16 protein-coding genes are annotated in these 20064 nt (G+C 71.4%); 8 read left to right on the top strand and 8 right to left on the bottom strand.

Translation table 11 applies throughout. The annotated features are described in order from the left end of the window. The first annotated feature begins 83 nt into the window (after window positions 1-83). The 4 genes from IE244_RS06860 to IE244_RS06845 are packed head-to-tail and all read left to right on the top strand — an operon-like array spanning window position 84 to window position 6598. Complete coding sequence (locus tag IE244_RS06860; RefSeq protein ID WP_191871719.1) at window positions 84-1352, top strand: glycosyltransferase; 1269 nt, start codon at window positions 84-86, stop codon at window positions 1350-1352. Next, entirely contained in the window at window positions 1349-3001 is a 1653-nt protein-coding gene (locus tag IE244_RS06855) for an ArnT family glycosyltransferase (protein ID WP_191871718.1), read from the top strand. Before IE244_RS06860 ends, IE244_RS06855 begins: the two co-directional genes overlap by 4 nt. Beyond that, entirely contained in the window at window positions 2998-4164 is a 1167-nt protein-coding gene (locus IE244_RS06850; RefSeq protein WP_191871717.1) for a glycosyltransferase, read from the top strand. The genes IE244_RS06855 and IE244_RS06850 overlap by 4 nt, the downstream gene beginning before the upstream one ends. A 58-nt stretch (window positions 4165-4222) precedes the next feature. Next, a complete protein-coding gene (locus tag IE244_RS06845; RefSeq protein WP_191872123.1) occupies window positions 4223-6598 on the top strand; it encodes a galactose oxidase early set domain-containing protein in 2376 nt (791 codons plus the stop codon). 3 nt (window positions 6599-6601) lie between these two features. On the opposite strand, the gene IE244_RS06840 is transcribed toward IE244_RS06845, so the two are convergent. The 4 genes from IE244_RS06840 to trhA form a co-directional block, all read right to left on the bottom strand. Continuing rightward, window positions 6602-7324: a Mut7-C RNAse domain-containing protein gene (locus tag IE244_RS06840; protein ID WP_191871716.1), complete on the bottom strand. Its 723-nt coding sequence runs from the start codon at window positions 7322-7324 to the stop codon at window positions 6602-6604. 33 nt (window positions 7325-7357) lie between these two features. Continuing rightward, window positions 7358-7993, bottom strand: a complete 636-nt coding sequence (locus IE244_RS06835) for a TetR/AcrR family transcriptional regulator (protein ID WP_444545074.1) — start codon at window positions 7991-7993, stop codon at window positions 7358-7360. Window positions 7994-7998: 5 nt separating this feature from the next. Continuing rightward, the gene (locus IE244_RS06830; RefSeq protein WP_191871714.1) at window positions 7999-9549 is read right to left on the bottom strand and encodes an MFS transporter; all 1551 of its coding nucleotides are present in this window, start codon (window positions 9547-9549) and stop codon (window positions 7999-8001) included. Between the two features lie 113 nt (window positions 9550-9662). Next, on the bottom strand, window positions 9663-10376 hold the full coding sequence (trhA, locus tag IE244_RS06825) for a PAQR family membrane homeostasis protein TrhA (RefSeq protein ID WP_191871713.1): 714 nt from the start codon (window positions 10374-10376) through the stop codon (window positions 9663-9665). A 288-nt stretch (window positions 10377-10664) separates the two neighbouring features. Between trhA and IE244_RS06820 the strand changes: the two genes are divergently transcribed. Beyond that, window positions 10665-12485: a phosphoenolpyruvate carboxykinase (GTP) gene (locus IE244_RS06820; RefSeq protein WP_191871712.1), complete on the top strand. Its 1821-nt coding sequence runs from the start codon at window positions 10665-10667 to the stop codon at window positions 12483-12485. A gap of 312 nt (window positions 12486-12797) precedes the next feature. On the opposite strand, the gene IE244_RS06815 is transcribed toward IE244_RS06820, so the two are convergent. Together IE244_RS06815 and IE244_RS06810 are read right to left on the bottom strand one after the other, a co-directional pair. Then, window positions 12798-13220 carry an SCO4983 family protein gene (locus IE244_RS06815; RefSeq protein ID WP_191871711.1) on the bottom strand — a complete coding sequence of 141 codons (423 nt, stop codon included), beginning with the start codon at window positions 13218-13220 and terminating at the stop codon, window positions 12798-12800. Window positions 13221-13331: 111 nt separating this feature from the next. Next, the gene (locus tag IE244_RS06810) at window positions 13332-14543 is read right to left on the bottom strand and encodes a pyridoxal phosphate-dependent aminotransferase (RefSeq protein ID WP_191871710.1); all 1212 of its coding nucleotides are present in this window, start codon (window positions 14541-14543) and stop codon (window positions 13332-13334) included. A 125-nt stretch (window positions 14544-14668) separates the two neighbouring features. Between IE244_RS06810 and IE244_RS06805 the strand changes: the two genes are divergently transcribed. From IE244_RS06805 to IE244_RS06795, 3 genes are all read left to right on the top strand, one after another. Beyond that, window positions 14669-15409 carry a hypothetical protein gene (locus IE244_RS06805; RefSeq protein ID WP_229853985.1) on the top strand — a complete coding sequence of 247 codons (741 nt, stop codon included), beginning with the start codon at window positions 14669-14671 and terminating at the stop codon, window positions 15407-15409. Window positions 15410-15504: 95 nt separating this feature from the next. Then, window positions 15505-16110: a DUF1707 SHOCT-like domain-containing protein gene (locus tag IE244_RS06800; protein ID WP_191871709.1), complete on the top strand. Its 606-nt coding sequence runs from the start codon at window positions 15505-15507 to the stop codon at window positions 16108-16110. 154 nt (window positions 16111-16264) lie between these two features. Beyond that, the gene (locus IE244_RS06795; RefSeq protein WP_191871708.1) at window positions 16265-17098 is read left to right on the top strand and encodes a S1 family peptidase; all 834 of its coding nucleotides are present in this window, start codon (window positions 16265-16267) and stop codon (window positions 17096-17098) included. A gap of 3 nt (window positions 17099-17101) precedes the next feature. Here the strand turns inward: IE244_RS06795 and IE244_RS06790 are convergent, their stop codons facing one another. Both IE244_RS06790 and IE244_RS06785 read right to left on the bottom strand, forming a co-directional pair. Continuing rightward, window positions 17102-18712, bottom strand: a complete 1611-nt coding sequence (locus IE244_RS06790; protein WP_191871707.1) for an N-acyl-D-amino-acid deacylase family protein — start codon at window positions 18710-18712, stop codon at window positions 17102-17104. A 24-nt stretch (window positions 18713-18736) separates the two neighbouring features. Next, window positions 18737-20002, bottom strand: a complete 1266-nt coding sequence (locus IE244_RS06785) for an amino acid deaminase (RefSeq protein WP_191871706.1) — start codon at window positions 20000-20002, stop codon at window positions 18737-18739. Between the last annotated feature and the right edge of the window lie 62 nt (window positions 20003-20064).

Here is a 20064-nt window from a genome sequence, read left to right as displayed (position 1 = left end):
CTTCCCTAGTCTCTTCACGGCGACGCGACGGCGTGACACACCGTCGCGTGCACAGGGGGTTTCGGGGATCTGGGGGGATCTTTTTGCTCACGTCTGTCTTCATCGCTGCCGTCTCACTGGCCCTGTTCTGGATGGCAGGCTTCACCCTGTGGTGGCAGATGCACGCGTGGCGTACGCCCGAGGTGCTGGCCTCCACCCGGTTCGGCAGACCGGACGGCGGCGAACACCTGTCGTTCTCACTGCTGTTGCCGGCCCGGCACGAGCAGGCGGTGCTGGACCACACCATCCAGCGGCTGCTGGAGTCCACACACACCGACTTCGAGATCATCGTGATCGTCGGCCACGACGATCCGGAGACCACGGCGGTGGCCGAGCAGGCCGCCGCCCGTGACCCGCGCGTCCGGGTCGTCGTCGACACCCACGAGAAGAAGAACAAACCGAAGGCCATGAACACGGCGCTGCCGCACTGCCGCGGTGACGTCGTCGGGGTCTTCGACGCCGAGGACCAGGTCCATCCGGAGCTGCTCGCCCACGTCGACCACGCCTTCCGCACCACCCGGGCGGACGTCGTCCAGGGCGGGGTCCAGCTCATCAACTTCCACTCCAGCTGGTACAGCCTGCGCAACTGCCTGGAGTACTTCTTCTGGTTCCGCTCGCGGCTGCACCTGCACGCGCAGAAGGGGTTCATCCCGCTCGGCGGGAACACCGTGTTCGTACGGACCGACGTCCTCAGGGAAGCGGACGGCTGGGACCCCGACTGCCTCGCCGAGGACTGCGACCTGGGCGTACGGCTGTCCAGCGTCGGCAAGAAGGTCGTCGTCGCCTACGACTCCGACATGGTCACGCGCGAGGAGACACCCGGCTCCCTGATGTCGCTGCTCAAGCAGCGCACCCGGTGGAACCAGGGCTTCCTGCAGGTGTACCGGAAGAAGGACTGGAAACAACTGCCCGCGTTCGGCCAGCGGTTGCTCGCCCGCTACACGCTGATGACGCCGTTCCTGCAGGCCTTCTCCGGCGTGATCATCCCGCTCAACGCGGCCGTCGCGCTCTTCCTCGACGTCCCCGTCGGCGTCGCCTTCCTCACCTTCCTGCCGCTGGTCACCGCCGCCGTCACCTTCGTCTTCGAGGTGGTCGGGCTGCACGACTTCGGCAAGCAGTACGACCTGCGGGTCCGCCTCGTCCACTACGTGAAGCTCATCGTCGGCGGCCCCTTCTACCAGGTCCTCCTCGCCGGTGCCGCGATCCGCGCCGTGTGGCGCGAGCAACGCGGCCGTAACGACTGGGAGTTGACCACGCACGTCGGCGCGCACCTCACCGCGGCCGAGCCCCTCCGAGAGGACCTTCCTGCGTGACCTCCACACTTCCCGCGGTGACCGCAGCGAAGGTCCCCGCGCAGCGCCCACCTGTGCCCACGACACGTTCGACCGGTCGAACGCAGCCGCCGGTGCGGCTCCGCTCCTCCCGTCCCGACCTTCTGCTGTGCGGTGTCCTGCTCACGGCGATCCTCGTCGTCCAGGGCTGGAACATCGCCGACTACCCGACCCTCAGCGACGACGAGGGCACCTACCTCGCCCAGGCCTGGGCCGTCCAGCAGGGCCGGGGCCTGGCCCACTACACCTACTGGTACGACCACCCACCGCTCGGCTGGATCCAGATAGCCCTGCTCAGCTGGCTCCCTTCGGCCCTCAGCCCCGGCGCGATGACCGTCGCCACCATGCGGCTCGTCATGCTCGGGATCAGCGGGGTCAGCGCGGTCCTCGTCTACGTCCTCGGCCGCCGGCTCTCCCTGCCCCGGTGGGCCGCCGGACTCGGCATGGCCCTGTTCGGGCTCTCCCCGCTCGCGGTGGTCCTCAGCCGGGAGATCTTCCTCGACAACATCGCGGTGACGTGGCTGCTGCTGGCGTTCTGCCTCGCCGCCTCGCCCAGCCGCCACCTCTGGCACCACTTCGGCGCGGGCCTCGCCGCCGCCGCGGGCGTCCTCACCAAGGAGACGATGCTCGTCGTCCTGCCCGCCCTGTTCGTCACCATGTGGCGCAACAGCCACCGCGACACGCGCAAGTTCGCCCTCACCGGAGCCGTCACCGCCTGCGCCCTGACCGGCTTCTCGTACCCGCTGTTCGCCCTGCTCAAGGGCGAGTTGCTGCCCGGCGCCGGACACGTCTCGCTCTGGGACGGGATCACGTACCAGATGTCCAGGCCGGGTTCCGGATTCATCCTCGACAAGGGCTCCGGCTCGTACGGCGTCCTGCACTCGTGGCTGTACTACGACCGCGTCCTGCCGCTCGGCGGCCTCGCCGGAGCCCTGCTCCTGCTGCTCACCTGGCGCTGGTCGGTCACCGCCCGCGCCCTCGCCGGACCGGCCCTCACGGTCGCCGTCCTCGCCGCCGTGGCCCTGCGTCCGGGCGGCTATCTGCCCGCCATGTACGTCATCGGCGCGCTGCCCTTCCTCGCCCTGGTCCTCGCCGGCGGCGCCGCCTCCGTCGCCCTGGCGGTCATCAGCAGGTGGCGCAAGGAGAGCGAGCACCGGTACCTCACCGGCGGCAGGTACGCGCTCGCCGCCGTGCTCGCCCTCGCCGCCGGCGCCTATGTCGTACCGCACTGGTACGACGGCGACCGCACCGCCGTCACCGCCGACGCCAACCGGCCCTACCGGCAGGCCTCCCACTGGCTCGGCACCGAGGTGGCCGACCCCGGGCACACCCGCGTCCTCGTCGACGACGCCCTCTGGCTGGACCTCGTGCACGCCGGCTACCGCCCCGGGCTCGGCGCCATCTGGTTCTACAAGGCCGACCTCGACCCTGCCGTCTCCAGGACCATGCCGCACGGCTGGCGGGACATCGACTACGTCGTCGCCTCGCCGACCGTCCGCCGCGACGCCAAGGACCTGCCGAACGTCAGGGCCGCCATCCAGCACTCCACGCCGGTCGCCACGTTCGGCGGCGGAGAGGACCGCATCGAGATCCGGCGGATCCGGGCCGCGGCCGTGGGGGGCGCCCGATGAGCGAGTACACCGCCCCGGTACCCGGCCTCGACGCCGCGGAAGTACCCGAGCCCGGTGCCGTCACCATCGTCGTACCGACCTTCAACGAGTCCGCGAACGTCCGGCAGCTGCTGCACCGGATCACCGAGTCCGTCCCCGCACGGCTGCCCTGCGAGGTCGTCTTCGTGGACGACTCCACCGACGACACCCCCGAGGTGATCCGCGAGGCCGCCCAGGACTGCCCGTTCCCGGTGGCAGTGCTGCACCGCGCAAAGCCCGTCGGCGGGCTCGGCGGGGCGGTCGTCGAGGGACTGAGGGCGGCGACCTCGGAGTGGATCGTCGTCATGGACGGCGACTGCCAGCATCCGCCGTCGCTGGTACCGGAGCTGGTGGCCGCCGGCGAGCGGGCGAACGCCGGGCTCGTCGTCGCCTCCCGGTACATCGCGGGAGGCAGCCGGGCCGGGCTCGCCGGCGGCTACCGGGTGGCCGTGTCGCGCGGCGCCACCTGGCTCGCCAAGGCCCTCTTCCCGCGCCGGCTGCGCGGCATCAGCGACCCGATGAGCGGCTTCTTCGCCATCCGGCGCAGCGCCGTCACCGCCGACGTGCTGAGGCCCCTCGGGTACAAGATCCTCCTCGAACTGGCCGTCCGCAGCCGCCCGCGCCGCATCGCCGAGGTGCCGTTCGTCTTCCAGGACCGGTTCGCCGGCGAGTCCAAGTCGAGCGCGCGGGAGGGCTTCCGATTCCTGCGCCACCTGGCCGGCCTGCGGACCGCCTCGCCGGTCGCGCGCATGGTCGGCTTCGGGCTGATCGGCGCGAGCGGCTTCGTACCGAACCTCCTGGGCCTCTACGCCCTCATCGCTCTCGGTGTGCACTACGTGCCCGCCGAGATCCTCGCCAACCAGTTCGGCGTCGCCTGGAACTTCCTGCTCATCGAGCACCTGCTGTTCCGCGACCGGCGCGCGCACCGCCGCTGGTGGGACCGGGTGGGCCGGTTCGCGCTGCTGGCCAACGCCGACCTGGTGCTGCGCATCCCGCTGATCGCGCTCCTCGTCGGCCGGTTCGGCATGGGCGCGCTGCCGGCCACCGCGCTGGCGCTGGTGCTGACCTTCGTCCTGCGCTTCGTCGGTACCGAAGCGCTGGTCTATCTCCCGCGACGGCGCCGTGGCCCGGCGTCCGCCCGCTGAAGCACAACCGTACGACCGCAAGGAGAGCCGCGTGAGCACGTACCGCAGACGGACCGCGATGGTCGGGGTGGGCGCCCTGACCGCCGGTCTGCTCCTCACCTCGCCGCAGAGCGCCGAGGCCGCCAACCTGGTCAAGAACCCCGGGTTCGAGACCGCCGGCACCGGCGACATGCCGTACTGCTGGGAGAAGGCGGGCTGGGGAGACAACGACTTCACCTACGAGACCACCTCCGACGCACACTCCGGCACGAAGGCCATGAAGGTCACCCTGACCCGCCGGGTCGACGGCGATCGCAAGGCGATGCTCACGGAGTCCACCGACTGCGCGCCCGGGGTGAGCGTCGGCAAGCAGTACGACCTGGGGCTCTGGTACAAGACCACGACCCCGGACGCCAACGTCACCCTCTTCCGGCACGACAGCACGACCGGCTGGCAGTACTGGACCGACGTCAAGACCCTCGACATGGCGTCGGCCTGGACCCAGGCCACGGTCCGGACCCCCGAGATCCCGGCCGGCACCGACCGCATCACCTGGGGTGTCTCCGTCTACGGCACCGGCTCGGCCACCACCGACGACTACACCATGGAGCAGGTCGCCGACCCGCTCCCGCCCGCCACCTGCACGGGCACGAACGACCAGTGCGCCAACGGCGGTTGGTCGGTGCTGCCGACGCAGAACCCGGTCCGCTCCATGCACTCCGTCGTCCTCAGGAACGGCAAGGTGCTGTTGATCGCCGGCTCGGGCAACAGCGAGAACGCCTTCGCCGCGGGCACGTTCACCTCCGCGGTGTACGACCCGGCGAACGGGACGTACAAGGTCATCCCCACGCCGAAGGACCTGTTCTGCGCCGGGCACGTGCAGCTGCAGGACGGCCGGGTGCTCGTGCTGAGCGGCAACAAGGCGTACCCGGTCGCGGGCGGGCACGGCTACGAGGGGTTCAAGGACTCGTACCTGTTCGACCCCGGGACCGAGACCTACACCAGGGCCAACGACCTCAACGACGCCCACTGGTACCCGTCGGCCACGGAACTGGGCAACGGTGACGTCATCACCTTCGGCGGGCTGCGCGAGGACTCCACGGGCTCGGTGACCGCCGACCGCTGGTCGGACCGGGACCAGCAGTGGCTGCCCACCTGGAAGGTCAACCAGACCTGGTCCTTCTGGGGGCTGTACCCGTCGATGATCCTGATGCAGGACGGCCGCCTCTTCTACTCGGGCAGCCATGTCTTCGGCAACAACATCCCCGGCACGGGCTCCGCGGTCTACGACTACGACGCCAACACGATCACCCAGATCCCGGGGCTGCGGAACAAGGACGAGCGCGACCAGTCGGCGAGCGTGCTGTTGCCCCCCGCCCAGGACCAGCGGGTCCTCACCATCGGCGGCGGCAACATCGACTCCAACCCGGACGCGAACCGTCTGACCGACGTGATCGACCTCAAGCAGCCGAACCCGTCGTACGTCGCCGGTCCGCCGCTCCCGCAGGGCACGGTCGACCTCGGGTCCGGCAAGGTCGCCGAGACCGGCAACCAGGGCAAGATGTACGTCTCCGCCGTCCTGCTGCCCGACGGCAAGGTGCTGGAGACCGGCGGCGCCCTGCACAACCGCGCCAACCCGGTCTACGAGTCCTCGATCTACGACCCCGGCACCAACACCTTCGACCCGGTCACCGCCGACCCCGAGTCCCGCGGCTACCACTCCTCGGCGTTCCTGCTGCCGGACGGCCGGGTGATGGCCACCGGTGACAACCCCGGCAACGGCAGCTGGAACCACAACGTGTCGATCTACACCCCGCCCTACCTCTACAAGGGCACCCGCCCCACGATCACGTCACTGATCAACCAGGAGTGGAAGTACGGCGACACCCAGCGGATCACCGTGGACCACCCCATCGCCAAGGCCGAGTTGATCCGACCCGCCGCGGTCACCCACTCCTCCGACCCGAACCAGCGTTTCGTCGACCTGCCGCTGTCGGTGGACGGCAACAACGTCGACCTGAACGTGACGAACAACCCGAACGTCGCCCCGCCCGGCTGGTACATGCTCTTCGCCGTGGACGCCAACGGGGTGCCGTCGGTGGCCAGGTGGGTGCACCTGACGGGCCCGGCGGCCCTCAGCCCCACCACCGCCGCCCCGCACGTCCACGCCTTCGCCGACTCCCTGTCCGGCAAGGAGTCCGGCCCGGGCCCGAAGCGCACCTCGCAGGCGGTCAGCCCGACGATCTCCGGCTGCGACCGGCACTACGGCTCCCTCAACGTCTGTGTGCCGACGGTGTTCCCGGCGCAGGTGAGGAAGACGCCGGCGGCGCGCTGCGCCTGGCTCGGGCAGAACCACTACGGCCGTCTGAAGGTCAACGGCGGCGACGACCCCCTGGGGCTGGACCGCAACCGCAACGGCGTCGCCTGCGAGAAGGGGGACACCGGCAGGCGCTAGGCGCTAACCGTGCTCCGCCAGGGCGCGCTCCACGATGGCCTCCAGCTGGTCGTGGTGCGCGCCCTTCCAGTAGGCGCGGCCGCATTCCGTGCACTGGGCGAAGACGTCGTAGGAGCGCTGGGTGCCGTGTTCGAGCTGGTCGGCGACCTCGGCCTTGGTGGCCTGCCGCAGCAGGCCGTTGCAGGCGGTGCAGCGGGTCCACGGGGTCAGGTCGGGGGCGAAGCGGTCGAGGACGTCGTGCAGCTGGTCGTCGGGGCGGGTGCTGTAGACGAAGGCACCGGCCCACAGTTCGCGGCGGCGCAGCAGGCCCCGGTCGCGGCTGAGCATCACCCGCTTCTCGGCCGCCGACCGCGCGGCCAGCGCCGGGTCGCCGATGTCGGTCGACTCGTACGCCGTGTCCACGCCGAGCAGACGCAGCCGGCGGGCCAGGGTGCCGAGGTGGACGTCGAGGAGGAAGCGGAGCGGGGCGCCGGGGACCCGCTGGGGGCGGTCGACCGGGCGTACCCGCACCGTCTCGCCAGCCTGCGGGATGTGCGACACCGGCACCTCGCGGCCGTCCACGACCAGTGCGCCCACCTCGGTCAGCGGGACGCCGAGGGACTCGATGACATGGCCGAGGGTCGAGACGCCGTCCGTGGCCAGCGGCGTGGCGCCGGCCCGTCGGGCGGCCGGTACGAACAGGTGGAGCGCGGGGGCGACTTCGACGTGGATCTCGGGTCGGTTCACGACGTCAGGATCGCACGGGGGGTCGCCCGGACCTCAGCGGTTTTCGTGCGGGAGGCCGTGCTCCATGACGTCGAGGGTGCGGTCGACCAGGGCCGCGAAGTCGTCCCGGTGGTCGTTCTCCGCCCAGTACATGGACGTCTCCATCAGGGCGCCGATCAGGGACATGGCGTAGACGCGGACCTCCAGGCTGTCCGGGTCGCGGCCGGTGCGCTCGCCGATGGCCTCGCAGAGCATGCGGCCGGTGGCCGACATGCTCTCCATCATCCGCGAGCGCACCGCCGGGACCTGGACCATGAGGTGGGTCCGCAGCCGGGAGACCGCGAGGTCGTCGTCCATACCGAACTCGAGGGCCCGGTGCAGGACGTACCGCATGGTCTCGGACCAGGGTTCGTCGGCGGGCCGCGCCCGGATCTCCTCCAGGATGAGCGGGTCGTACTCGTCCGTGAGGACGATGTCCTCCTTGGTCGGGAAGTAGCGGAACACGGTCGACGGTGAGACCTCGGCCCGCTCGGCGATCTGGTCGATCGTCGTGGCGTCGTAGCCCTGCTCCTCGACCAGCGCGTAGGTCGCCGCGCGGATCGCCTCCCGCGTCTTGATCTTCTTGCGTTCCCGCAGGCCGACATGGGGCCGGTCGGCGGGGGAGGTGCTGGGGGTGCGTGCGGCCGTCATGCCGGTCATTGTCCGGCATCCCCGGCGGGGGCGGCCACGGCCGGGGCCTGCCGCGGCCCGGTGCGCCGTACGCCGGGGGCGTCGGACAGGAACAGGGCCGCGAGCAGGGCCGCCGCGAGGGAGGCGATGCCGCACACGAGCAGGACCAGGGTCATGCCGTGCACGAAGGCGGTGTCCGCGGAGGCCGCGAGGTGCGCGGAGTGCGTGCGCGCGGCGACGGCGTGCGCGGCGACCACCGACTCCCCGGCGGTGTGCGCCACCGGACCGGGCAGCCCGGTCACGTCGATCCGGTCCCGGAAGGCGCTCGCGAGGAGGCTGCCGAGCAGCGCGATGCCGACGGCGCCCCCGACCTGGCGCAGCGTCATGAGCAGTCCGGAGCCGCTGCCGGCCCGGTCGGCGGGCAGGGTGCCGAGCGCGCCGTCCATCGCCGGGACGACCGCGAAGCCGAAACCGAGGCCGGCCAGCGCCAGCCACAGGGCGGTGAAGCCGTAGCCGGAGCCGTCCGTCGTACGGGTGCCGAGCAGGGCGGCGAAGGCGAGGACGACCAGGCCGGCGCTGACCGCCGCGCGCGCCCCGAACCGGACGACGGCCGCCTGGGCGCTCTTGGCCGCGACCAACAGCCCGAGCGACAGCGGCAGCAGCCGCACTCCGGTGGCGAAGGCGTCCTGGCCGAGCACCGCCTGGAGGTAGGTCGGCACCGTGAACATCAGGCCGGACAGCACGAACATCACGAGGGTCGCGGCGACGGTGTTGAGCAGGAAGCCGCGGTGGGTCAGCAGGGTCATGTCGAGCATGGGCCGGACCGTCCGGCGTTCGCGCAGGACGAGCGCGGTGAGCAGGACGGCGGCCGCCGCGAACGTCGCCAGCACCAGCGGGTCGGTCCAGCCGCGGTCCGGGGCCTCGATGATCGCGTAGATGAGGGCGCCGAGGCCGGTCGCGGTGAGCGCGGTGGAGACGGCGTCGACCCTCGGGCCCGCCGGGTCGCGGGTCTCGGGCAGCAGGAGGAGGCAGGCGGCGATGCCGAGCGCGGCCATCGGGATGTTGATCAGGAAGACCGACCCCCACCAGAAGTGGTCCAGAAGAAAGCCGCCGACCAGCGGGCCGAGCGGCATGCCGAGCGCGGAGGCGGCGGAGATCATGCCGACGGCCTTGCCCCGCTCGCCGGGGGTGAACATCGCGGGCAGCACGGCCAGCGACAGCGGCATGATCAGCGCGGCGCCGACGCCCATCACCGCGCGGGCGGCGACGACGGCGTTCACGTCCGAGGCCAGGGAGCCCAGGACCGAGCCCGCCAGGAAGACGCCGAGTCCGGTGATCAGCATCCGGCGCCGGCCGAACCGGTCGCCGAGCAGGCCCGCCGGGAGCATCAGCGCGGCGAAGACGACGACGTACGCGTCCGCCATCCACTGCTGCTGCCCGGTCGTGGCGCCGAGCTGCCCGGCCATGGTCGGCAGGGCCACGTTGAGGATCGTCGAGTCGAAGGCGAGCACCAGCATGCTCGCGACCAGGGCCCCCAGGGCCCACCAACGCCTAGGGTTCGGAGTGACAGTAACCATGAAATGAGAGTAGCTCTCAAAATCATGAGCCTGTCAATGGGGAGCTGGTGTCAGGCGCACGAAAACGGCCACGGCTGGTGAGCCGTGGCCGGAAAGGGAAGGGGTGGGGGGTTTTACGCGTGCTGGTACGCCACCAGTGAGATGCCGACGTAGTGGACGACGAACGCGGCGAGCGTGAAGGAGTGGAAGACCTCGTGGAAGCCGAACCAGCGCGGGGACGGGTTCGGTCGCTTGATGCCGTAGACCACGCCGCCCGCGCTGTAGAGCAGGCCGCCGACGATCACCAGGACCAGGACCGCGATGCCGCCGGTGCGCAGGAAGTCGGGCAGGAAGAAGACGGCCGCCCAGCCCATCGCGATGTAGCAGGGCGTGTAGAGCCAGCGCGGGGCGCCGACCCAGAAGACGCGGAAGACGATGCCGGCCGCGGCGGCGGCCCAGATCCCCCACAGCAGCCACTGCCCCTTCGCGCTGGGCAGGAGCAGCATCGTCAGCGGGGTGTAGGTGCCCGCGATGATCAGGAAGATGTTGGCGTGGTCCAGCCGGCGCAGGACGCCGTCCATCCGGGGGCTCCAGTTGCCCCGGTGGTACAGCGCGCTGACGCCGAAGAGCAGGCAGGCCGTCAGGACGTAGATCCCGCAGGCGACACGGCCTCTGGTGGAGTCGGCGAGGGCCGTGAGCACGAGCCCCGCGATGAGTACGGCCGGGAACATGCCGAGGTGCAGCCAGCCGCGGAGCCTGGGCTTGACCGGGTGCGGCAAGGAGAGCGCGACGGGACCGCGGCCGCTGGCCGGCGTCTCCGTGCGCGCGTCGGGGGCGGACGCAGTCATGCGGGGCATGGTACCTACGGCTTCGTAAGTCGGGTATCGGCGCGGCTCTTGGTCGATCGAACGCAAAAAGACCTTCAGGTGGCGCATACCTGGACGCAAAGGAAACGTAAACCCCGCTGGAAATCGTGGCCTTCCTCACGTGCTCACCTGTGAGGCCCCCTGGACATATGGGCACTCGTGTCGGATACGATCAAATGAGTGCAGTCGGCACCGGATGAGCATCACGAAGCGTCCGGGTCGCAGCCCCCACGGGGCCACCAGGACAAAATCCCTCACTTAGGAGCAACCGTGGCGCGCGACAACTCGGCTTCCAGCGTTCCCACCAACCATCAGGAACTGATCTCGTGGGTGCATGAGATCGCCGAACTGACGCAGCCGGACAACGTGGTCTGGTGTGACGGATCCGAGGCCGAGTACGACCGGCTGTGCGAAGAGCTGGTGGCCAAGGGCACCTTCAAGAAGCTCGACCCGATCAAGCGCCCCAACTCCTACTACGCGGCCTCCGACCCGACCGACGTCGCGCGCGTCGAGGACCGCACCTTCATCTGCTCCGAGAAGGAGGAGGACGCGGGCCCCACCAACCACTGGAAGGCCCCCGCCGAGATGCGGGAGATCTTCAGCGGCGAGAAGGGCCTGTTCCGCGGCTCCATGCGCGGACGCACCATGTACGTCGTCCCGTTCTGCATGGGCCCCCTCGGCTCCCCGCTGTCCGCGATCGGCGTGGAGATCACCGACTCCGCCTACGTCGCCGTCTCCATGCGCACGATGACGCGCATGGGCCGGCCGGTCCTCGACGAGCTCGGCGACGAGGGCTTCTTCGTGAAGGCCGTGCACACCCTCGGTGCCCCGCTGGAGGAGGGCCAGCAGGACGTCCCGTGGCCGTGCAACTCCACCAAGTACATCTCGCACTTCCCCGAGGACCGCGAGATCTGGTCCTACGGCTCCGGCTACGGCGGCAACGCCCTGCTCGGCAAGAAGTGCTACGCGCTGCGTATCGCCTCGGTCATGGCGCGTGACGAGGGCTGGCTGGCCGAGCACATGCTGATCCTCAAGCTCACCCCGCCGCAGGGCGAGTCCAAGTACGTCGCCGCCGCCTTCCCGAGCGCCTGCGGCAAGACCAACCTCGCCATGCTGGAGCCGACGATCTCCGGCTGGACCGTGGAGACCATCGGCGACGACATCGCCTGGATGCGCTTCGGCGAGGACGGCCGCCTGTACGCGATCAACCCCGAGGCCGGCTTCTTCGGCGTCGCGCCCGGCACCGGTGAGCACACCAACGCCAACGCGATGAAGACGCTGTGGGGCAACTCGGTCTTCACCAACGTCGCCCTCACCGACGACGGTGACGTGTGGTGGGAGGGCATGACGGAGGAGACTCCGGCCCACCTGACGGACTGGAAGGGCCGCGACTGGACCCCGGAGTCCGCAGAGCCCGCCGCGCACCCCAACGCCCGTTTCACCACGCCCGCCTCCCAGTGCCCGATCATCGCGCCGGAGTGGGAGGACCCCAAGGGCGTGCCGATCTCGGCGATCCTCTTCGGCGGCCGCCGCGCGAGCGCGGTGCCGCTGGTGACGGAGTCCTTCGACTGGAACCACGGTGTCTTCCTCGGCGCCAACGTGGCCTCCGAGAAGACCGCCGCCGCCGAGGGCAAGGTCGGCGAGCTGCGCCGCGACCCGTTCGCGATGCTGCCCTTCTGCGGCTACAACATGGGCGACTACATGGGTCACTGGGTCGACGTGGCCAAGGGCAAGGACCAGTCGAAGCTGCCGAAGATCTACTACGTCAACTGGTTCCGCAAGAACGACGAGGGCAAGTTCGTCTGGCCGGGCTTCGGCGAGAACGCGCGTGTCCTGAAGTGGATCGTGGAGCGGCTGGACGGCAAGGCCGAGGGCGTCGAGACGCCGATCGGCATCCTGCCGGCCAAGGCCGCGCTGGACACCAACGGCCTGGAGCTGTCCGAGTCCGACCTGGACTTCCTGCTCACCGTGGACAAGGAGGTCTGGCGCGAGGAGGCCGCCCTGGTCCCCGAGCACCTCAACACCTTCGGCGACCACACGCCCAAGGAGCTGTGGGACCAGTACCGCGCGCTGGTGGAGCGCCTGGGCTGAACAAGCCCGCCCCAGACTCCACGGCCGGTCCGGATGCCCTGACCAGCGATCGTCACGGCCGGCCGTGGTGACCACCCCCGCGGGGCCCCGCACAATGGCGTGCGGGGCCCCGCCTTCGGCTGTTGCGCCTCTTCTCGGACACCGCGTGTGCGGCTTCCTTCTTGGACGCCGGGTGTGCGGCTTCGGTCCTCCGCCCGGCGTTCCGGTGGCCGATCGACGCCGGGCGAAGCCGGTGCGGTGTCATGGCGCCCGGTCCGCGCGTCGCTGCGGGTGCACGCGGACCGGGGCCGATCAAGGACCCCTCGTCGGGGGTCAGTGGGCCGCGCTGAGTTCCTTCGGGTCGGCCGACAGCGCGGCGCCGTGCGCGTCCATCCGCTCGGCCGCGAGGATGGCGGCCGCCGTGTCCGCGCGCGAGGCGGCGACCACGAGGGCACGTCCGGCCAGCGCGTGCGCGCGCCGGTGCAGGGCCGTGGGGTCGGCGGCGGCGGACGGCGTCGCCCGCAGCGGGGCGCGCCCGCCCCGGAGCCGGGTCACCTGTTCGGCGAGCCGTTCGGCGGCGGTCTCCAGATCGGCCGACGGGGCCGGTCCGCGCAGTTCGTCGGTCACGGCGAGCAGGGCCGCGAGGTGGCCGGCGAGCTGGATGTCCAGCTCCTCCTCGCGCGAGCGGTGGGGGAAGTCGGAGGCTGTGCCGGCCATCGTGCTGTGGACCGACTTGGCGCGGATCGGTTCGTACATGGGGATGGCCTCCTGTGCTCTGACAGGAAGCCATCCTAGCTTGGATTTCGTCTAAAGTTGAGTCGAGTCACGGAAGGGAGTCCACCGACTACACCCCGCCGTGTCCGTCCGCTACGGCTGGCTGTATCCGTCCAGGAAGTTCCCGATCCGGGTGATCGCGTCCCGGAGATCGCCGACCGACGGCAGGGTCACCACACGGAAGTGGTCCGGCTCCGGCCAGTTGAAGCCCGTGCCCTGGACGACCATGATCTTCTCCTGGCGCAGCAGGTCCAGGACCATCTGCCGATCGTCCTTGATCTTGAAGACCTGCGGGTCGAGGCGCGGGAAGAGGTACAGCGCGCCCTTGGGCCGCACACAGCTCACGCCCGGGATCTGCGTCAGCAGTTCGTACGCGGTGTCCACCTGCTCCTTCAGCCGGCCGCCCGGCAGGACCAGGTCGTTGATCGACTGGCGTCCGCTGAGCGCGGCGACCACACCGTGCTGGCCCGGCATGTTGGCGCACAGCCGCATGTTCGCCAGGATCGTCAGGCCTTCGATGTACGACTGCGCGTGCGCGCGCGGACCGGAGATCGACATCCACCCGACCCGGTAGCCCGCCACCCGGTACGCCTTCGACATGCCGTTGAAGGTGAGGGTGAGCAGGTCGGGGGCGACCTTGGCGGTCGGGGTGTGGGTGGCGCCGTCGTAGAGGATCTTGTCGTAGATCTCGTCGGAGCACACCAGCAGGTTGTGCCGGCGGGCGATGTCGGTCAGGCCCTTGAGCACCGCCTCGTCGTAGACCGCGCCCGTGGGGTTGTTCGGGTTGATGATGACGATGGCCTTGGTGCGGTCGGTGACCTTGCGCTCGACGTCGGCGAGATCGGGCATCCAGTCGGACTGCTCGTCGCAGCGGTAGTGCACGGCCGTGCCGCCGGACAGGGAGACCGCCGCCGTCCACAGCGGGTAGTCCGGGGCCGGTACGAGGACCTCGTCGCCGTCGTCGAGCAGGCCCTGCATGGCCATCACGATCAGCTCGGAGACGCCGTTGCCGATGAAGACGTGCTCGACGTCCGTCTCGATGCCGAGGGTCTGGTTGTGCATGACGACCGCGCGCCGGGCGGCCAGCAGGCCCTTGGCGTCGCCGTAGCCGTGCGCCGTGGAGACGTTGCGGAGGACGTCCTCCAGGATCTCGCGCGGGCACTCGAAGCCGAAGGCGGCCGGGTTGCCGGTATTGAGCTTGAGGATGCGGTGGCCCGCCGCCTCAAGCCGCATGGCCTCTTCGAGAACCGGACCCCGGATCTCGTAACAGACGTTGGCGAGCTTGGTCGACTGGATCACCTGCATGCCCGTGAGCTTACGGCCCGGTAACGCTTCATGGGCCGTGTTTTCCACCACGTGAGACCGGGGGTTTGCCCGGATATCGCCGAAGGCTGTCTCAGGAGCCACTTGCGTCCCTAGAATCCGCTGTCATGTCCACCGAACGGGAGCATGAGACGGGGGCGTACGGCGCGCAGGGCCCGGGCGGTGAGCAGCGGGAACGAGCGACCGCGCCGCCCGCGCAGCCGGCGTTTCCGGTACCGCCGAACGTCTACCTGCGGCAGGCCCCGGCGCCGGCGTACGACGACTACGTCGACCCGGCCGCCGCGCACGGCTGGCAGAACGCGTACGACGAGACGCGTGAGCTGCCCCCGCTGGCCGAGGCCGCCCGGCCGGCCGAGCCGGTCCGGCCGGGCGAGGGCAGGGCCGCGCGGCGGCGTGCCGGGCGGCGCACGGGCGGCCGCCGGAGGGTGGCCGCCGTCGCCGGGGTGCTGGGCGCGGCCGGCGCGGCAGCGGTGATCGCCGCTCTGGCGGGTGGCTCGGACGCCGCGCCCCCGGACGGGTCCCGCCCGGCCGGTACCGGGCGCGTCGCCGCCGGTGACTCGGCCGGCGCGAGCCCTCGCACGGACACCGGCTCCCCGGCCGCGACCGTCCCGGCGGCCGCCGCCGGTTCCGCCTCGGCGGCGCCGTCCGTCTCGGCCGCCTCCGCTGCCGCCCGCGCGTCCCGGACGGCCGGCGGCCCGAGCGGCGCCGCGTCCCTCTCGCCCTCCGCTCCGGCCCCGTCGGCGTCCGCGCCCACGCCCGCCGCGACGACGGCGGGCCCGGCCTCCTCCACCCCGGGCCTGCCCGGCGGCCGGGGGCACGGTCGCGGCGCCACCAAACACCCGCACTGACCGACCGGCGCCCGTGTGCCGTCAACGCCCCTGCGCCCCAAGCCGTTTGGCGCGCCGCCTGCGGTAAGTCGCGCTCCACGTGCGAGGGTTGCCCCATGACGGAGCAGCCCGCTGCGGCGGAACAGCCGCCGGCCGCTCCCGGCACGCTCGCCTGTGACGAGGACCGGGAGCGTGCCGTCGAGCGGGTGCGCGCCGCCGTGGCCGTCGGCCGCCTGTCGCTGGCCGAGCTGGACGACCGGCTCGGCCGGGTGTACAGCGCCCGGACGCTCGGCGAGCTGGCGGTCGTCGTGCGCGGCCTGCCCGGACCGGGGCCCAGGGGCGCGCTGGTGGTGGACCGGGTGCCCGACTCCCGCTTCGCGCTGGGCGTGTTCGGCGGCTTCGCCCGCGAGGGCCGCTGGGTCGTCCCACAGCGGTTCACCTCCTGGTCGATGTGGGGCGGCGGCCGACTCGACCTGTGTGAGGCCCGCTCCGCCTCCCGGGAGACCGAGATCCGGGCGGTCGCGCTCTGGGGCGGCACCGAGATCGTCGTCCCGGACGACGTCGACGTCGAGGTCAGGGGTCTGGGTCTGTTCGGCGTGTTCGGCAGGCGTGGAGCCGGCGGGGCGCGGCGGCCCGGCGCCCCGCGCGTCGTGATCAGGGGAGTGGCGCTGTTCGGTGCCGTCGTCACCAAGCCGAAGGCGGTGGGCAAGTCGCTCCGCTGACCGGCGGGCCGGCGCGGCCCTCCCGCACAGGGAAACCCCTATGACCCGACGTTGCTCCTTGTTCGCCACCCCTCGCAGCGTTGAGAATGCGCATGACAAATCAAGGGCGGCCGGAAGATGTCCGGTCGCTCAAGTCGTCAGAGGGGACCCCCACATGAACAAGCCTCTCCTTGCCGCACTCTCCTCCGTGGCCATAGCCGGGCTGGGCGCGGCCCCCGCGGTCGCCGCGCCGCACACCGCCGCCAAGCCCGCGGTGACCGTCAACTTCGCCGGCACCGTCTCGCTCAGCAACTGCTCCGGTTCCGTCATCCGCTTCCCCAACTCCGCGGACACCGACCCGGCGCTCGTGCTGACCAACGGCCACTGCCTGGAGACGGGCTTCCCCGAGCCCGGCGAGGTCATCACCGGCCAGTCCTCCAGCCGTAGCTTCGGCCTGCTCAACGCCAGCGGCAGCAAGGTCGCGACCCTGCGTGCCAACCAGGTCGTCTACTCGACCATGACGGACACGGACGTCACGATCTACCGCACCACCACCACGTACGCGGCGATCAAGAGCTCCTACGGGATCTCCCCGCTCACCGTCCAGGACACGCACCCGACCGCCGGCACCGCCATCAAGGTCGTCTCCGGCTACTGGAAGCGCACCTACAGCTGCAACGTCGACGGGTTCGTGTACCGGCTGAAGGAGGGTGACTGGACCTGGAAGGACTCCCTGCGCTACACCTCCTCCTGCAACACCATCGGCGGCACCTCGGGCTCCCCGGTGATCGACACGGCCACCGGCAAGGTCGTGGCGGTGAACAACACCGGCAACGAGGACGGTGAGCGCTGCACCGAGAACAACCCCTGCGAAGTCGACGAGAGCGGCAACGTCACCGTCCGCAAGGGCATCAACTACGCCGAGGAGACGTACAACATCCCGGCCTGCTTCACCACCGGCAACAAGCTCGACCTCGGCGCGTCCGGCTGCACCCTGCCCAAGCCGTAGGCGTCACACCGGGGTACGGCGGACGGACCGGCCCGCGAGCACGTCCGTCCGCTTCCCGTCCTCGATGACGAACCGGCCGTCGACCAGGACGTACGGGATCCCCGTGGGAAGCGTCCGCGGCTCGGTGAAGGTCGCGCCGGACGCCACCGACCGGGGGTCGAACAGCACCAGGTCGGCCCGGTACCCCTCGCGTACCAGCCCGCGGTCCGGCAGTCGCAGCCGGGCCGCGGGCCGGGACGTGAGGTGGGCGACGCACTCCTCCAGCGAGAGGATCCCCGACTCGCGCACGTAGTGGCCGAGATAGCGCGGGAAGGTGCCGTAGGCGCGTGGGTGCGGCTTGTCGCCCCGCAGGATGCCGTCGGAGCCGCCCGTGTGCGTGCGGTGCCGCATGATCGCGCGGACGTTGTCCTCGTGGCCGACGTGCTGGAGGACCGTCGTACCCAGCCGGTCCTCGACCAGCAGCCGCCGGGCGGTGTCCCAGGGGGCCTCGCCGCGCGCGCCGGCCGCCTGCCGGACGGTGCGGCCCACCAGGTCGCCGAGCCCGGGGGTGGTGACGCCGGAGACCTCGATCGTCCCCCAGTCCACGGGCACGCCGTGGCAGCCGTCCGAGCCGGTCACCTCCAGGTCGTGCCGGATCCGCTCGGCCGTCGCCGGGTCGCCGAGCCGGGCCAGGACCGCCTCCGGGCCGCCCTCGCTCGCCCAGCTCGGCAGCAGCGCGGCCAGGGTGGTGCAGCCGGGGGTGTAGGGATAGCTGTCCAGCGTGATGTCCGCGCCTGCGTCCAGGGCGGCGTCGAGCAGGGCCAGCAGCTTTGGGGCCCGTCCTTCGTTCACCCCGAAGTTCATCGTCGCGTGGGCCAGGTGGAGCGGACAGCCGGCCTCGCGGGTGAGGGCGACCATCGCGGCGTACGCCTCCAGGGCGCCGGCGCCGTAGGAGCGGTGGTGCGGGCAGTAGTAGCCGCCGTAGGACGCCACCACCCGGCACAGTTCGGTCAGTTCGGCGTCCGGGGCGTACATGCCGGGCGTGTACGTGAGCCCCGACGACAGTCCGACCGCGCCCTGCTCCAGCCCCTCCGCGACCAACCGCCGCATCCGGCCGAGCTCTTGCGGGGTGGCCGCGCGGTCCTCCCAGCCGACGACGAGGGCGCGGACCGTGCCCTGGGGGACGAGATAGGCCGCGTTCACGGCGATCCCGCGATCCAGCCGGTCCAGGTACTCGCCCACCGACCGCCAGTCGAGGTCGAGGTCGTCGCCGTACCCGTTCCACCCGGTGATCGCCCGGCGCACCTCCTCCAGGGTGCGGTCGTCCACCGGCGCGTACGACAGCCCGTCCTGGCCGATGACCTCCAGCGTCACGCCCTGCGCCGCCTTCGCGCTGTGATCGGGGTCCCGGAGCAGGGCGAGGTCGGAGTGGGCGTGCATGTCGATGAAGCCGGGGGAGAGGACCAGGCCCTCCGCGTCCAGCTCCCGCATGGCGCGCGGGCGCTGGCAGCCGGCCGCGGCGGCCTCCTTCACGATCGAGACGATCCGGCCGCCGTCGATCACCACGTCGGCCCGGTACGACGCCTCGCCGCTGCCGTCGGCGACGTCGGCGTCCCGGATGACCAGGTCCTCCATGTCCCGCCTCCCCTTCAGCGGCGCCTAGAAGAACGTACGGATGTAGTCGACGACCGTCCCGTCCGCCTCGGCCACCGGGATCAGCTGCCACTTGTCGAAGGACGTGCACGGGTGGGACAGACCGAGGCCGATCCAGTCGCCGACCTCGACGTCCGCGCCCGGTTCCGTGCGCAGCCACGCGTGCTGGTCGGACAGGCCGGTCACGGTGACGCCGGTGGCCGCGCGCTCGACACCGTTCCGGCGTACCACCTGGGCGGTGGGCAGGTCCAGGTCGTAGGCGGCGTCGCGCTTGCCGGCGTTGACGAAGGCCTGCTCGGGGGTGGGCCGGGAGACGACCTGCGCCCACAGCCGGAAGGCGGGCTCCAGGGCGCCCTCCTCGGGGACCCGGCTGAAGGGGGTGAGCCTGCGGTAGTGCCCGTCGTCGTGCGAGACGTACGCCCCCGAGCGCAGCAGCTTCAGCACGGGCAGGGAGAGGCCGGGGATCTCCTCGAACACCTCGGCCACCGCGTCGAACCAGGCGCTGCCGCCCGCGCTGACGATGACCTCCTCGGCCTCCCCGAACCGGCCGCCCTCGTCCAGTTCGACGGCGAGTGCCACCAGCCGCCGCAGATACGACCGCACCCGCGCCGGATCCGCCCGCGGCACCTCGCCCTCGTACCCCGCGACGCCGACGAGCCGCAGCGTCCCGGTGTCCGACACGGCCCCGGCGACGGCCAGGGCCTCGGACTCGGTGCGCACACCGGTGCGGGCGCCCTCGCCCGCGCCGAGCTCGACGACGACGTCCAGGGGCCGGGCCGAGCCCTTGAGCGCGGAGTCCATCAGCTCGACACCGCGCACGGAGTCGACGTAGCAGACGAACCGGAAACCGGGGTCGGCGGCCAGCTCGCCCGCGATCCAGCGGAGCGCGGCGGTGTCGATCAGCTCGTTGGCGAGAAAGACCCGCTGGATGCCGAACGCCCGGGCGACGCGCACCTGGTGGGGCACCGCCAGGGTGATCCCCCAGGCCCCGTGCTCGATCTGGCGGTGGAAGAGCTGCGGGGCCATGGAGGTCTTGCCGTGCGGGGCGAAGGCGAGGCCGTGCCGGGCGGCGTACGTCTCCATCAGCGCCAGGTTGTGCTCCAGGCGCTCGGCGGACAGGGCGAGGACGGGGGTGGGGAAGTCGTCCGTGAAGAGGTTGCGGCGCTGGGCGGCCAGCTCGCCGACCGTGCGGCCGTCGGCGTCCGGCGGCAGGCCCTTGAAGCGGTGGTCGACGCGTTCCTCGGCCAGCCGGGCGAGCGCTTCGGTGCTCATGGAGCCCCTCTCCTGGTCGTTGCATTCTCTGCAACAGCCATTGCATGTGGTGCTAACTGGTG

Source organism: Streptomyces filipinensis (assembly GCF_014649495.1).
Lineage (GTDB): Bacteria > Actinomycetota > Actinomycetes > Streptomycetales > Streptomycetaceae > Streptomyces > Streptomyces filipinensis.
Note: the sequence above shows the minus strand (reverse complement) of the source record. Positions and strands in the feature narration are given on the sequence as shown.

Coding starts and splice junctions, on each gene's coding strand:
- IE244_RS06810 (WP_191871710.1), bottom strand. CDS start 14,543: ATGCAGGTGATCCAGTCGACCAAGCTCGCCAACGTCTGTTACGAGATC.
- IE244_RS06785 (WP_191871706.1), bottom strand. CDS start 20,002: ATGAGCACCGAAGCGCTCGCCCGGCTGGCCGAGGAACGCGTCGACCAC.
- IE244_RS06835 (WP_444545074.1), bottom strand. CDS start 7,993: ATGACGGCCGCACGCACCCCCAGCACCTCCCCCGCCGACCGGCCCCAT.
- IE244_RS06845 (WP_191872123.1), top strand. CDS start 4,223: ATGGTCGGGGTGGGCGCCCTGACCGCCGGTCTGCTCCTCACCTCGCCG.
- IE244_RS06850 (WP_191871717.1), top strand. CDS start 2,998: ATGAGCGAGTACACCGCCCCGGTACCCGGCCTCGACGCCGCGGAAGTA.
- IE244_RS06800 (WP_191871709.1), top strand. CDS start 15,505: ATGACGGAGCAGCCCGCTGCGGCGGAACAGCCGCCGGCCGCTCCCGGC.
- IE244_RS06795 (WP_191871708.1), top strand. CDS start 16,265: ATGAACAAGCCTCTCCTTGCCGCACTCTCCTCCGTGGCCATAGCCGGG.
- trhA (WP_191871713.1), bottom strand. CDS start 10,376: ATGACTGCGTCCGCCCCCGACGCGCGCACGGAGACGCCGGCCAGCGGC.
- IE244_RS06830 (WP_191871714.1), bottom strand. CDS start 9,549: ATGGTTACTGTCACTCCGAACCCTAGGCGTTGGTGGGCCCTGGGGGCC.
- IE244_RS06815 (WP_191871711.1), bottom strand. CDS start 13,220: ATGTACGAACCGATCCGCGCCAAGTCGGTCCACAGCACGATGGCCGGC.
- IE244_RS06805 (WP_229853985.1), top strand. CDS start 14,669: ATGTCCACCGAACGGGAGCATGAGACGGGGGCGTACGGCGCGCAGGGC.
- IE244_RS06790 (WP_191871707.1), bottom strand. CDS start 18,712: ATGGAGGACCTGGTCATCCGGGACGCCGACGTCGCCGACGGCAGCGGC.